The following is a 14,859-nucleotide window of genomic DNA, read 5'->3' as shown; positions in this document are numbered from 1 at the left end:
TGCAAACCATGGGCGATACCTTTTTACGCGCCACCGGCGAGAAGAACATTGTGGAAGACCTGCGCGATTACTGCGCCCACTTTGCCGATAAAATGGAAGTTACCAAACAATAACCTAATATGCGCCCCGCGTCACTCTTATCACTATTGGGCTTTATTATATTAATTGCGGCAACTTTTTGCCCTATGCTGCGCCCGTTCCATTTATTTAATATGAATGTTTATAAGCTAAACCAGCCGTATGGGATGGTAATTATGCTGGTGGGCGTTATCGGCATACTATGCACGGTATTAAACCAAACCAAGGTAACGCGCATTGCGGCTTGGGCATCGCTGGTATTGGTTGTGCTGCTTTATATAGCCGCGTTCCTAAAAGTAAAAGCCAGTTTCAGCTTTATACCGTTTAAAGGTATTAATGGATTCTTAACCCGGCAAATAGCGTTCAAGTGGGGCTGGTATGTATTATTTGCAGGGCCGGTATTGTCTGTTATAGGCGCATCATTATCAAAAAAACGAGTTTACACAGCGGGTGAATAATACTTTACCACCTGTATGTTTATTAGTTAACACTATTTATGGTGCAAATATTTTTAAACATATTTGTAAACATTAAACTACATCTTATTCTATGTTTAAGCTTAATTTTCGCAACCAGGTATTAGCAGGTTTTGCGGTATCTATTGTGCTTGTGTTGGTTGTTGGCGTACTGTCATTCAAAAGCATCAAGCAACTGGAAGGCGATACAGTTTGGGTAAATCACACCCAAAAAGTTATTAAAACCACCAATAACCTGCTACAATATTTAATTGACGGCGAAACCGGCATGCGTGGTTACGGCGCTACAGCCAATAAAACTTTTCTTGACCCATATAACGATGCTGTCCCTAAAATAACAGAGGCATTAGAGCAGCTGTCTAACCTTGTTGTAGATAACCCCGGCCAGGTTAAAAGGATAGATTCGCTTAAACTGATCGTTAACCGCCAGTTGCTTATCCTAAAAACCAATATCGAGACCCGCGATGCCAAAGGCCTTGATTACATGGTTGCCAATAAAATGTTTTTGAATGGTAAAGGCAACATGGATAGCATCCGCGAGATCAATAACCGGGTTATCCAAACAGAGAACAACCTTTTAGCCGAACGTAAAGCGGCATCAGATAAAGCATCAGAGCAGGCAATACAGATCATTGTATTTGGCTGTATGATATTCCTGATTATCGTGGTACTAATGTTCTACTATATCCAGGCCACTTTTGCACGCCAAAAACGTGTTGAGGAAGAAGTGCGTGTAGCCAACCTGGAGCTTGGAAAAGTACTTGCAGAAAACGAAGGAAAAAACTGGCTGCTTATAGGTAGCGGCAACCTTAATGAAAAGATGCAGGGCCAGCAAAGCGAAAAAGAACTCTCAGAAAATATTTTATCAGAAATAAGCAAGTATGCCAATGCGCTTACCGGTACGCTTTATTTGTTTGATGAGAACGAAGAAAAGCTGAACCTGTATGCCTCATACGCTTTTAATGATCCGTCTGCTTTGAAGCAATCTATCCGGATCTCTGAAGGGTGGATAGGGCAGGCTGCCAAAGACGAACGTGCTGCTGTTGTAAAAGGCAAACTGAATGATAAACTGCAGTTAGGATCATCAATTTTAGAAGATGAACTGATAGAAACCTTTATCGTTCCGTTCTTTTTTGATAAGAAACTGAAAGGCGTGCTTGAGGTTGGTTTCCGTAACGAAGTGCCTGAACAGGTTAAAGAATACATTTTACTTGTTGCCAACGATATTGGCATAGCCGTGAATACTTCACAGGCGCGCACCATTATGCACGACCTGTTCGAGGAAACCCAGCAGCAAGCCGAAGAACTGGAAGCACAACAGGAAGAAATGCGCGTTACCAACGAAGAGCTGATGAACAAAACAGAAATGTTGCAGGCATCAGAAGAAGAATTGCGTGTACAGCAGGAAGAACTGCGTACCATAAACGCCGAACTGGAAGAAAAAGCCAGCTTGTTGGAAGAGAAGAACCAGGCTATTGAAGAAGCCCGCCAAAGTATCAGTATAAAAGCCAGCGAGCTGGAAACAACCGGTAGGTACAAATCTGAGTTTTTGGCCAACATGAGCCATGAGCTGCGCACACCGCTAAACAGTATTTTGGTATTGGCGCGGATACTAAAAGATAACAAACCACTAAATCTATCAGAAGATCAGATAAAATATGCCAGTGTGATATTTAACGCCGGGAATGACCTGCTGACACTGATAAACGATATCCTCGACCTTTCAAAAATTGAATCGGGCAAGCTGGATATGCAGAACGAGGACATTAAGGTGTCAGACATCCTGAGCGATATGCAATCGTTATTTGCAGAGGTTGCCAGTCATAAAAAGATCAATTATACCACAAACTTCTCTGGCGTGCCGCCAACTATCTATACCGATAAGGTTAGGGTTGAGCAGGTGATCAAAAACTTGTTATCAAACGCGTTTAAGTTTACGCCGGAGAGTGGCACCATCAGCATAAACGCTGTTGCCGGCCCGGTTGCAGAAACCATCAGCTTTAAAATAAAAGATTCGGGTATTGGTATCCCTGCTGATAAACAGCGTATCATATTCGAAGCATTCCAGCAGGCCGATGGCTCTACCAGTCGTAAATACGGCGGTACGGGTTTAGGCCTTTCTATCAGCAGGGAACTTGCATCATTATTGGGTGGTAATATTACCTTAAGCAGTGAACCGGGCGAGGGTAGCGAGTTTGTGCTGACGCTTCCGTTGAAAGCCAAATTTGTAGAGCCGCAGGAAGATAATGTACCTACTGTAGATAATTATAAGCCTACCACCTTCCTTGATACGGTTGTTAAGCGTTCAGTCAACCCCGATCATGAACCGTTTGTAGTAATTGTTGAGGACGATAAGAACTTCGCGAACATATTGCAGGATTACGCCCGCGACCACGGTTTTAAATCGGTAATGGTAAGCGAGGGTACCAACGCGGTCGAGATCATTAAAGAACAGCAGCCGGATGCGGTTATCCTGGATATTATGCTGCCGGGTAAAGATGGCTGGCAGATACTGAAAGAACTAAAACAGGACGAAACCACACTGCATATACCGGTACACCTGATGTCGGCAGGCGAAGCCGCAGCCAACAGGGTGCGTAAAGAGGGCGCAATAAGCTTCCTTAAAAAACCGGTAAATACCGAAACGCTTGATAAGCTGTTTGGCGACATTATGGCTAAAAGCGGCACCAAATTTACCCAGATACTGCTGGTAGAAGACCATAAGGCACAAAGCCAGGCACTTAAGGACCTGATGCAGAGCCAGGGTATTACTGTAGATCAGGCGTTTGATGGCGAATCGGCCTTCAGGATGCTGCATGAGAACGAATACCAGTGTGTGATACTTGACCTTAACCTGCCTGATATTTCGGGGCTCGACCTGCTTGATAAAATAAAAGAGGTTGATAAGTTTGCAGCCCTGCCGGTTATCATCAACACGGCAATGGAGCTTGATAAAACATCGGTAAACAGGCTGATGCAGTATGCCAACGCCATGGTGGTTAAAACCAACAAATCGTCTGACAGGCTGATAGACGAAGTAAACCTGTTCCTGAATAAAATAAGCGAAAGCGGCCCGCAAACCGGTACCAGTGGCAGCGGGGTAAAAATTAAAACCACTACCAAGGGTAAAGACAGTATAAAAGGCAAAAAAGTACTCATTGTTGACGATGATATGCGTAACATATTTGCCCTGAGCAGCGCATTGGAAAGTTACGACCTGAATGTGGTGATTGCCAACGATGGTGAAGAGGCTATTGCCAAACTGGAAGAGATAAGCGATATTGATATTGTGCTTATGGATATTATGATGCCAAAAATGGATGGCTACGAGGCCACCAGGCATATCCGCAAGCAAAACAAATGGGCTAAACTCCCTGTTATAGCGTTAACCGCAAAGGCCATGAAGGATGACCGTGAAAAGTGTATAGCGGCCGGTGCTAACGATTATATTACCAAACCGGTTGATATGGACAGGCTGATAGCATTGATGCAGTTGTGGTTGGATAGCTAATATATGAAGGGACTGGTAAGTAAAGACGCCATAAGCAGCGAGCAGCTAAACGAACTGATTGATATTGTAAAAAAGATTCACGGGTTTGATTTTAGCGATTATACAGAAGCATCTTTTAAAAGGCGGCTGGCACGTATAATGATGCTTAAAAAGCTGGAGTTTTATGATCTGAAGCATGTTTTGGTTAATGATGCCGGGTTTTTCCAGGAGTTTTTGGAAGAAATTACGGTTAACGTTACCGAAATGTTTCGTGACCCAACTTTTTATAAGGCGCTTAAAAACCAGGTGGTGCCTTATCTTTCCACTTATCAGCATGTAAAAATATGGTGCGCCGGTTGTTCATCCGGCGAAGAGGTTTACTCGTTGGCTATTTTATTAAATGAAGAGAACCTTGGTAAAAAATCGTTCATCTATGGTACCGATATTAATACCGAGGTATTGAATGAGGCGCGTAAAGGCATATACAGCCTGCGCAAAATAAAAAGCTACGCCGAAAATTATCTGTTTACGGGTTTGCCCGGTTCCCTTACCGATCATTTTACCATGATGTATGATGCGGCAACTATCCACAGCGAGTTAAAGCAAAACACGTTATTCTCTGTACATAACCTGATATCTGATACAGGCTTCAACGAGTTTCAGATGATAAGCTGCCGTAATGTATTTATCTATTTTGAAACCGAACTGCAATATAAAATACTCGATCTGTTCTATAAAAGCCTGTGCCCGTTGGGCTATCTTTGTTTGGGTAATAAAGAAACTATCCGTTCAGACGCTTTTCGTAAAAAGTTCAAGGTGATCAATCAGAAAGAAAACATATACCAAAAAATTGGCTCTTGATGATAAAATAAAGCAACGATGGGCTAACTCCCGTATACTGCTATTGGGCGGTTCGGCAGGGTCGTTTAAATTGTTGTTCCGTTTGGTAAAATTACTGCCTCAAAACCTTAATAAAACCGTTATTATAATTATACATCGCAAAAAGAACTTTTTTAGCGAGATAGAAAAACTCTTTGCAGAAAATAGCCGTATGTTGTTGAGGGAAATTAGCGATAAAGAGCCGGTAATGAATAACACTATATACATAGCACCGGCAAATTATCATTCCCTTGTTGAAAATGAAGGCTTTTTTAGCCTGGATGTATCAGATGCGGTATGGTACTCAAAGCCATCAATAGATGTAACTTTTGAGAGTGTTGCCGAGGTTTATAAAGAACAGGTTACGGCAGTTTTGTTTTCGGGAGCAAACCAGGATGGGGCGGAAGGGTTGCTAAAGTTACGGCAGAAAGGGGCGCTTACTATAGCACAACACCCGGAAGATGCTGAAATGACCGAAATGCCGCAGGCTGCAATTGATATACATGCGGCCGAATATGTTTTAAGAACGACAGAGATTTTTGAATTACTTGAAGATACTAATTGACCCTTACTTTAGTTAAATGACCCCAATCAATATCCTTATTGTTGACGACAGAGAGGAAAACATTATAGCCCTTGAGGCACTATTAAGCCGTAACGATATACGGTTGTTTAGTACCACGTCGCCCAACGATGCGCTAAAAATAGCCTGGGATAACCCTATATCAATAGCTCTTGTTGATGTTCAGATGCCCGAAATGGATGGTTTTGAACTGGTAGAGATGCTAAAATCAAACCCGCGTACAAAAGATATACTGGTAATATTTGTTACAGCCATATCTAAAGAGGCCAAATACGCCGTTAAAGGTTTTGGCGCCGGCGCGGTTGATTACCTTTACAAACCGCTCGACCCCTATATAACATCGGCCAAGGTTGATGCCTTTATACAGCTTGCCCGCACACAAGACGAGATCAAACAAAAGAACGAGGAACTGCAAAATTTTGCCATCGTTGTAAAAAACAGTGCCGATATTATTTGTTCGGTTGATGCAGATAATTTCCGGATAAAAACGGTTAACCCTGCTGTTGAAACCATTTTGGGTTACAAACAAACCGAAGTATTCGGAAAAAGCATAGTAGACCTTGCCGTTGATGCCAACCGGTCGGACTTTAGAAAGAAACTGGGTGAGATCATTAAAGATAACCGCAGCTTCTCGGTGTTCGAGTTTCAATTTAATACATTCGAGAAACATATTATTTGGGTAGAGTGCCGTGCATCATATCACAATAAAACCATATTTATAAACATCAGCGATATTTCGCCTCAGAAGAGTTACCAGCAGCAGCTTATTAAATCAAAGGAGACTGCCGAATATGGTAAAAAGGTTAAGGAAACATTTTTGGCAAACATGAGCCATGAACTACGCACGCCTGTTAACGGTATTATAGGCATTAGTAACTTGCTGCGTAAAACACCATTGAACGATCAGCAAAGCGGTTTGCTGACCATGCTGGAAACCTCATCGCGCTCATTATTGGGGGTAATAAACGATGTGCTGGATATCTCAAAGATAGAGGCGGGCAAATTCAGCATCGTGCGTTCGCCCAATAACCTTAAATCTATTGTGAATTCTGTATTTGGGCTGTTAAAGTTTAACGCTGATGAAAAGAACATTGAGTTTTTATTAGAAGTAGATAACGATGTGCCCGATACCCTGCAGGTAGATTCGTTGCGTTTGAACCAGATACTGATGAACCTGCTGAGCAACGCTATTAAATTTACCGATAGAGGGCATGTTAAGCTAACAGTATCGGTACTGCAAAAGCTTAATGATAAGGTTAAGCTTAAATTTAGTATAGAAGATACCGGCATAGGCATCCCATCAGATCAATTGACAAGGATCTTTGAATCGTTTGAACAGGCCGAAGAAGATACCGCCAGTAAATATGGCGGCACAGGGCTTGGGCTTACCATTGTAAAAAAATTGATAGAACTTAAGGGTGGCGACCTTACCGTAAGCAGTAAACCCGGCCAGGGCAGCACGTTTAACTTTGTTAACTGGTTTAGTGTGGCAACCCAGCCACCGGGCGAAAAAATTGTAAAGCCGGATAAAAAGCTTGCCCCGTTTGTAAATACACGTGTTTTAGTTGCCGAAGATAATATGATAAACCAGTTTATGGTAGCAAAAATACTGAAGGACTGGAATGTTGAGGTATCGGTAGCCGAAAACGGTGATAAGGCCATTGCCCTGTTAAAAGAAGAACAATTTGACTTGGTTTTGATGGATACCCATATGCCCGGTATAAACGGTTACCAGGCCGCGCGTATCATCCGTATGGAGCTGGAGGAGCCTATGAGGAGTATTCCTATTATATCACTTTCGGCATCGGCATTTGAGCACGAGCAGATGGAAGCCTTATCGGCAGGGATGAACGATGTTTTGCCAAAACCGTTTGAACCGCAAGAGCTTCATGCTAAAATGGTGAAATTACTTAAGAGTAAAGTGGGGGTTAAAAGTCCAGCTTAGTTTGGCCGGTGCCCATAACCCTGGCTTCATGATCAAGCAGCCATTGTTTGCGCCACAGGCCGCCTGCATACCCTGTTAAGCTACCATTACTGCCAATAACACGATGGCAGGGTACAATTATCCACAAATCATTTTTTCCGTTGGCAGCCGCTATAGCGCGTATAGCCAGCGGATTTTTCATATTATCAGACTGCTGACCATAAGTTATGGTTTTGCCATAAGGTATCTTTAACAATTCCTTCCATACTTCCTGCTGAAAATCTGTGCCCGGCTGGTTAATGGGCAGGTCAAAATCTTTGCGGCCGCCGGCAAAGTATTCGTCGAGTTGTTTAGTGGCTTCTATCAACAGCGGGTGTTCTGTAGTGGTTTCTTCCACCGTTTCATCGCGGATAGATACCCTGGTAATATGCGTATCATCAGCCGTTATTAAGGCAACGCCTACAGGTGTGCGGTGATAAACTTCGTACACGTTTATTCCCCCTGTTGCGCTTTATTAAGCGATTTTAGGTACACCTTACTCATTTTGCCACCAATGAATTTTTTTGGTAAAAAGTTCATAAATACGTTGCCAACGCGGTTAAGCAGGCCCGGTACATAATTATATTTACGGGTTATAAAAGCGTGGATACCTTCTTTAGCAGCCTCGCTCACCGGCATCAACCAGCCTTTAAGTTCGTTAAACTTGCTGTTGTCGGTCATTTCGGTAGCTATACCGCCCGGGGCGAATACCGTTATGGCAAATTCCGGGTTGGTCAATTCATTATGTAAGGCGCTGCCAAATGCAGTAATAAACGCCTTGGTTGCCGAATATGCTGCCTGGTAAGGCACCGGGAAATAACCCGCCATGCTTGATACCAGCATTATACTGCCTTCCTTACCGGGTTGCTCAAAATACTTTAGCAGGTTATTGGTCATGCGTACTACGCTAATAACGTTGGTTTTAAGGATGCTCTCAAAGTTATCCCACGGCAGTTCGGTGTGGCGGCCAAAATAGGTTACACCGGCGTTTAAAATAGCGCCGTACAAGTTACCATCGGCAATGCTTTCGGCAATTACGCGGTCGGCCTCTTCAGGGATGGATAGGTCGGCTACAATAACTTTTACCTGTATGCCCGCGGTTTTTTCCAGTTCGGCCTTCAGCTCGTTCAGTTTATCGGCGCGGCGGGCGGCAATAATCAGGTTGGCTTTATGGATATGCGCCAGTTGCCTTGCCATTTCCTGCCCAAGCCCGCTTGATGCGCCCGTAACCAATACCCATTTATTATTTAACCGCAGGTGTTTCATGCTGCTAAGTTATATTTTTAGTCGGAAAGTCCGAAAGACCGGGAAGAGAGGAGTGGGGTTGTCAGTCTGAGTTTGTCGAAGACTCATACAACCTGCTAATGGTTCGACAGGCTCACTATGACAAACTCAATATGTCAGTCTGAGCTTGTCGAAGACTTATACATCTGCTAATGATTCGACAGGTTCACCATGACAAACTCAATATGTCAGTCTGAGTTTGCCGAAGACTTATACACCGGCTAATGGTTCGACAGGCTCACCATGACAAACTCAATATGTTAACAGACCCTTTGTTTTTCTTCTGACTTTCCCACTTCCGGACTTCTTCTCTTCCCAACTTTTTAGCTTTCTTTGCAATATGAAACTTGCGGGGCAAACTATTGAACTTTTAAAAAAGGAGATCATCCTGGAATGGCGCTCAAAATACGCCTTCAATGGTATCCTGCTTTATATTGTTTCAACCGTGTTTGTATGTTATATCTCCTTTAACCTTAACCCCGGGTTTAAAGAGAGCCAGGGCTACCCCATAGTATGGAACATCCTGTTCTGGATCATTATGCTGTTTGCATCTGTAAACGCCATAGCCAAAAGCTTTTTGCAGGAAAGTAAAAGCCGCTTGCTATATTATTATACCATTGCGCATCCCCAGGCTATCATTTTATCAAAAACCATTTACAATACTTTATTAATGGCGCTGCTAAGCGTTTTGGCCTTACTGGTTTATAAACTGTTTTTCCCTAACCCGGTGGGCGATGCACTTTTTTACTTTATTACGGTATTACTGGGTGCCATGAGCTTTTCTACCGTGTTCACCATGCTGTCGGCAATTGCCTCAAAAGCAGGGAATAACGGTACGCTGATGGCTATTTTAAGCTTCCCTGTTATTATCCCGGTGATATTATTGCTGGTAAAAGTAAGCAAGGCTGCCATGGATGGTATAGACCGTAGCCTTAGCTTTGGTAACATTGGTGTGTTGTTAGCAATAAATGTTATTGTAATTGCGTCTTCATTAATACTTTTTCCATATCTGTGGCGCGACTAATGTTTTCAATACCCCAACATAAATTATTGCAACGCTGTTTATACACAGCCATTATTTTACTTGTACTGCCTTTTGCTGTTTCTGCACAAACCATAACCGGTAAGGTGGTGAGTGCCCCATCAAAAACAGGTGTGGCCAAAGCCAGCGTGTTTTTAAACAATGCAACCTTTGGTACCGCTACCGAGGATGATGGCACATTTAGCCTGCGTGGTGTAAAGCCGGGGCAGTATGATTTGATTGTATCTGTAATTGGTTTTGAAGAGTACACCCAAAAGGTACAGGTAGGTTCAACGCCTATAAACCTGAATATATCGCTTACCCCAAAGGTGATGATGATGCGCGAGGTAATTATCAGCAGCAACGCCGACTGGAAGAAGAACTTTGAACAGTTTAAAAAGGAATTTATAGGTACTACAGAAAATGCCAAATATTGCCGGATAGATAACCCGCGCATATTAAACCTGATGTATACACGTAAAACCCAAATGCTGGAGGCATCAACCGACGAGTTTTTGGTGATGGAAAACGAAGCCTTGGGTTACCGTGTAAAGTTTTTATTAAAAGAGTTTACCAGCAGCGGCCTCACCAATACTATAACCTACGCAGGGCGTGCCCTTTTTGAAGACCTGCCCGGCACAGCCGCCCAAAAACAAAAATGGAAAGAAAAGCGCGATGAAGCATATTATGGTTCAGCCAGGCATTTTTACCGCTCGCTTTATAAAAACCGGTTAACGCAGGAGGGTTTTATGATATACGACTTTAACCGCGCCATTGACCCTAACCGCCCGCCCGAAGCGCTGATCAGGAAGAAGCTGAAAGCGTTCCAGATGGTTAACCGCGATTCGATACGGTACTGGATGCAAAAAGACGCTATGCCCAAATGGTATAAAGAACGCCTTACCAAGCCGGCTTTAACCGCCTATGATGTTTTGCGCAAACCAAAAGAGGAGGGGCTGTTTGTGTTAACTTTCCCAAATTTCCTTTACGTAGTTTACACCAAAAAACACGAGACCGAAGATTTTAAAGACCTGTACCGCCCGCTGGATATGGAAAACTTTGAAACCAGCGTGATCACCCTGTTTACCCCGGCGGTATATTTTGACCTGAACGGAACGGTGGTAGCCGATAGTCCGCTGTATGAGGGTACCTGGTCAAAATCGAAACTGGCCAACCTGCTGCCGGTTGATTATGAGCCGTCGGACCCGATAAAGAATTAGGGGTAATACGCCGTCATACTCTCCCGCGCGTCATTGCTGTACGAAGCAATCTTCAGATAGGCTTAACCACCTTCCCCGTCATGCTGAACTTGTTTCAGCATCTCTCATCTCATGCTATGGGTATGCTAATAATCCGCCGCTCATTGCCGCGGAGGCTACTTCTTTTCTCTTGATAGAAAAGAAGCAAAAGATCAAGTCAGAGCGAATGCTTCCTGCGCTCCCTGCCGGTTCTTAACGCTTTCTCCGCGCCTGCGCGCAGTTCGAAAGCTAAACCGTCATTCCAGCCATACACCCGGCCCGCCCGCTCTGACCTTTTGCCCCAAGCTTTCAGAAATCATGGAAATCATGAAAATCCTACGAATCCCGGTTCAGACAATCTTTGCGTTAGGGGTAGCAGCGGATACCGGCCCTGCGCTTAAGGCCTGCAGGTGTATGAGCGGATGACCCGGGCCGCAGGCAACGCCATAATTATCGGCTTTATAATTCCCTCCCTCGGGAGGGCAGGGAGGGGTTAATGAATTATCCCCTCGTACGAACCCCTCCCTGCCATAGCACACCCTTTCGCACCCCTCCCAAGGGAGGGAATTAAAAAAAACCGCCCATCACACAAATGTCAAACGCTATCAAACTCTCAAAGCAACATAGTTATGTAAATAAGTATCATAATTGATATGCATGCATAATGAAACATTGCTAATAATGCTGCCAGGTGCATAAATCAAATCATCTAATTATTACCTTTGCTGCATATTTTTAATATGAGATTCATTTATCAAACCTGGTGGAAGGTATTAGCCGTTGTAATTATATTTTACACGCTTGTTGCCGGGTTTCTGCTGGGGGTGCCACGCTTACCCATATTGCACGAAACCATACGAAATACATACTTCCACGTACCCATGTGGATAGCCATGTTCACGGTGTTCACCATTTCGGTTATTTATAGTATAAAATACCTGCAAACCGGTAAAGAGGAGTACGACCTGATAGCTGTTGAAGCTGCTAATACGGGGATCTTCTTTTTTGTACTGGGGCTGATAACCGGGATGCTTTGGGCCAAATACGCCTGGGGCGAATACTGGAGCAACGACCCAAAACAGAATAGCGCCGCAATTGCCTTTTTGCTTTACTGCGCCTACCTGGTGCTTCGTAACTCGATAGACGAGGAGCAGAAGCGCGCCAAGATCTCGGCCATATATAACATTTTCGCTTTCCCGGTAATGGTGGTGCTGATTATGGTGCTGCCGCGGATGACAGATTCGTTACACCCCGGTAACGGCGGTAACCCTGCATTTGGTAAGCTGGATATGGATAACCGCATGCGTGTGGTATTGTACCCTGCCTTTATTGCCTGGTCGCTAATGGCCGTTTGGATAGCTACGATACGCTACCGCATCCGTTTAATTGAATATAAAAAGAACGCTATCAACTAAGATGAAACCATCATGTGCCTCCGCTCAAAAACTGAAATGAATAAAACGGCTCATGATAACTACATCACCCTTAAATAATAAATTGCTTTGATGAAAAAACTTGTTTCCCTGGTAATGATGATGCTTTGTTTTGTTGCCGTTAAAGCACAGAACGGGCAGGATGTTGAAATGGCTGATGCGATGCGCAGCTCAGGTAAAATTTACGTGGTGATAGGCACCATTGTAATTGTATTTACCGGCCTGGCTATTTACCTGTTTAGTATTGACCGCAGATTAAAAAAAATCGAGAAGGAAAAGTAAATCAAAAGCCCCATCAGTTTTGTTTAAACATTGATTTAGGGCCTTTATAATAACATGTGTAAGCGATACACTAACATTAAAAATTTGCATTATTGATAAAAAATATACCAAATTTGTGCACTTTTTTAAGGAATTAATTATTTATCCAATTCTAAATTATGAATATCAATAATCCGACTGCTGATCAGGATACACACTTTTTTGGTGATGTATGTAAAAACTTTGATCATGCAGCGCAGTTTACCAAACACGATGCAGGCCTGTTAGACCAGATCAAATCATGTAACAGTGTTTACCGTTTCCGTTTCCCGATACGTAAAGGCAATGGCTTTGAAGTTATTGATGCGTGGCGTGTAGAGCACTCGCATCACCAATCGCCAACCAAAGGTGGTATCCGCTACAGCGAAATGGTGAACGAGGACGAAGTTATGGCCCTTGCAGCGCTAATGACCTACAAATGCGCCATTGTAAACGTGCCCTTTGGCGGTGCAAAGGGTGGTATTAAAATAAACCCCAAAAACTATACTGTTGGCGAACTGGAGAACATTACCCGCCGTTACACAGTTGAATTGATCAAAAAGAATTTTATAGGCCCCAGTATTGACGTACCCGCACCTGACTATGGATCGGGCGAGCGTGAAATGAGCTGGATTGCCGATACATATGCAACCATGAACCCGGGCCAGCTTGATGCTTTAGGCGCGGTAACCGGTAAGCCAATTTCATTACATGGTATTGCCGGCCGCCGCGAGGCTACTGGCCGTGGTGTGGCTATCGCTATCCGCGAGTGCGTAAGCGTTGCCGAGGATATGCAGAAACTGGGATTAACCACAGGCTTATCTGGCAAAAAGGTAATTGTACAGGGTTTAGGTAACGTGGGTTACTACTCAGCTAAATTCCTTTCGGAATTTGGTGCATTGATAGTAGGCCTTTGCGAGTTTGAAGGTGCTATTTATAACGAGGATGGCCTTGACGTAGAAGCCGTATTCCAACACCGCAAGGCAACCGGCTCTATATTGGGTTATGCCGGTGCTAAAAAAGAGTTTAAAAACACCATGGACGGCCTTGAGCAGCCATGTGATATTTTGGTACCTGCCGCTTTAGAGAATCAGATAACCGAGCAAAATATTGGCAGCATCAAAGCAAAAATTATTGCCGAAGGCGCCAACGGCCCAACTTCTCCGGAAGCGGAAGCCGCGTTTTACAAAGCCGGTGGTATGATCATCCCGGATATGTACGCTAACGCCGGTGGTGTTACCGTATCATACTTTGAGTGGTTGAAAAACCTGAGCCACGTAGCTTTTGGCCGTATCAACCGCAGGTTTGAGGAAAACTCAAACCTGAACCTGGTAAACATGGTAGAAGGTATTACCGGTGTGGCATTATCACCGCTGCAACGTTCAACCATTATTAAAGGTGCATCTGAGCTGGAGCTTGTAAACTCTGGTTTGGAAGATACCATGATCCGCTCATACCACGAGATCCGCGAGATATACAAAAATAACCCTAAGGTAGAAACCCTGCGTAACGCAGCTATGGTAGGCGCTATTAACAAAATAGCAGTATCATACCAAAACCTTGGTGTTTGGCCGTGATTTTTTGGAGAACTATTCTCCATTACTTATATTGAAAAGAGCGCCCGAAAAGGCGCTCTTTTTTTATAATCCCCGCTCGCAAATACGGTTTGGAAGGCATTTATCCTAACCATCCTTATTTTATCTTAACGAATGTTAACAGATATGCCCGGTTGCTTTTGGGCAGATTACTTTTATCTTAAGCAACCAAAATCATGAAAAGAAAACTCGTTATTGTATTATTTTTAACCGCCTTATTACTTACCGGCATTATTGCCGTGCAGGCTTACTGGAGCCTTAACGCTTATAAACAGAACAAAGAAAGGTTCGACAGCGATATCAACACCGCTATGCAGCAAGCGCTGGATAGTTGTAAAAAAGATTATTTCGACTCGATACGGGTAGTAATGGTTAAGCGCCTGAGCGACCCAGGCACGCACATTAAACTGGATACCTTCCGCAAAACAGACCCGGTGCATCCGCCGCTATCCATAGCAATATCAAACAGTACTATCCGGTTCTCTGATACATACAATACTACACTAGGCTGGTTTGATC

At 43.7% G+C, this 14,859-nt stretch carries 13 protein-coding genes and 1 pseudogene; 12 read left to right on the top strand and 2 right to left on the bottom strand.

Translation table 11 applies throughout. The features are described 5' to 3' along the window. From WC615_RS18280 to WC615_RS18255, 6 genes and pseudogenes are all read left to right on the top strand, one after another. Positions 1-113: pseudogene (locus WC615_RS18280) on the top strand (gliding motility protein GldC); the annotation flags it as partial. A gap of 6 nt (positions 114-119) precedes the next feature. Next, entirely contained in the window at positions 120-536 is a 417-nt protein-coding gene (locus tag WC615_RS18275; protein WP_372979507.1) for a hypothetical protein, read from the top strand. Positions 537-627: 91 nt separating this feature from the next. Next, on the top strand, positions 628-4,065 hold the full coding sequence (locus tag WC615_RS18270; RefSeq protein WP_372979506.1) for a response regulator: 3,438 nt from the start codon (positions 628-630) through the stop codon (positions 4,063-4,065). A 3-nt stretch (positions 4,066-4,068) separates the two neighbouring features. Continuing rightward, positions 4,069-4,905, top strand: a complete 837-nt coding sequence (locus tag WC615_RS18265) for a protein-glutamate O-methyltransferase CheR (RefSeq protein WP_372979505.1) — start codon at positions 4,069-4,071, stop codon at positions 4,903-4,905. Next, a complete protein-coding gene (locus WC615_RS18260; protein ID WP_372979504.1) occupies positions 4,895-5,488 on the top strand; it encodes a chemotaxis protein CheB in 594 nt (197 codons plus the stop codon). The genes WC615_RS18265 and WC615_RS18260 overlap by 11 nt, the downstream gene beginning before the upstream one ends. Before the next feature lie 16 nt (positions 5,489-5,504). Next, positions 5,505-7,451 (top strand): response regulator, encoded by a 1,947-nt coding sequence (locus WC615_RS18255; protein WP_372979503.1) that lies wholly within the window; start codon positions 5,505-5,507, stop codon positions 7,449-7,451. Here the strand turns inward: WC615_RS18255 and WC615_RS18250 are convergent. Continuing rightward, positions 7,435-7,920 carry a methylated-DNA--[protein]-cysteine S-methyltransferase gene (locus WC615_RS18250; protein ID WP_372979502.1) on the bottom strand — a complete coding sequence of 162 codons (486 nt, stop codon included), beginning with the start codon at positions 7,918-7,920 and terminating at the stop codon, positions 7,435-7,437. The genes WC615_RS18255 and WC615_RS18250 overlap by 17 nt on opposite strands. 2 nt (positions 7,921-7,922) lie before the next feature. Then, positions 7,923-8,735, bottom strand: a complete 813-nt coding sequence (locus WC615_RS18245; RefSeq protein ID WP_372979501.1) for an SDR family NAD(P)-dependent oxidoreductase — start codon at positions 8,733-8,735, stop codon at positions 7,923-7,925. Between the two features lie 358 nt (positions 8,736-9,093). Between WC615_RS18245 and WC615_RS18240 the strand changes: the two genes are divergently transcribed. The 6 genes from WC615_RS18240 to WC615_RS18215 form a co-directional block, all read left to right on the top strand. Further along, on the top strand, positions 9,094-9,777 hold the full coding sequence (locus WC615_RS18240) for a heme exporter protein CcmB (RefSeq protein WP_372979500.1): 684 nt from the start codon (positions 9,094-9,096) through the stop codon (positions 9,775-9,777). A 26-nt stretch (positions 9,778-9,803) separates the two neighbouring features. Beyond that, a complete protein-coding gene (locus WC615_RS18235; RefSeq protein WP_372979499.1) occupies positions 9,804-10,994 on the top strand; it encodes a carboxypeptidase-like regulatory domain-containing protein in 1,191 nt (396 codons plus the stop codon). A gap of 767 nt (positions 10,995-11,761) precedes the next feature. Then, positions 11,762-12,427 carry a cytochrome c biogenesis protein CcsA gene (gene ccsA, locus WC615_RS18230; protein WP_191174893.1) on the top strand — a complete coding sequence of 222 codons (666 nt, stop codon included), beginning with the start codon at positions 11,762-11,764 and terminating at the stop codon, positions 12,425-12,427. Positions 12,428-12,517: 90 nt separating this feature from the next. Next, the gene (locus WC615_RS18225; protein ID WP_372979498.1) at positions 12,518-12,727 is read left to right on the top strand and encodes a CcmD family protein; all 210 of its coding nucleotides are present in this window, start codon (positions 12,518-12,520) and stop codon (positions 12,725-12,727) included. Between the two features lie 158 nt (positions 12,728-12,885). Beyond that, a complete protein-coding gene (locus tag WC615_RS18220) occupies positions 12,886-14,322 on the top strand; it encodes a Glu/Leu/Phe/Val dehydrogenase (RefSeq protein WP_372979497.1) in 1,437 nt (478 codons plus the stop codon). A 194-nt stretch (positions 14,323-14,516) separates the two neighbouring features. Continuing rightward, positions 14,517-14,859 (top strand): hypothetical protein (locus tag WC615_RS18215; RefSeq protein WP_372979496.1); only part of this gene is annotated, 343 nt, incomplete at its 3' end.

Source organism: Mucilaginibacter sp. (assembly GCF_041663085.1).
Classification (GTDB): Bacteria; Bacteroidota; Bacteroidia; order Sphingobacteriales; family Sphingobacteriaceae; genus Mucilaginibacter.
The sequence above is the reverse complement of the archived record's forward strand: the minus strand, read 5'-3'. Positions and strand labels throughout refer to the sequence as shown.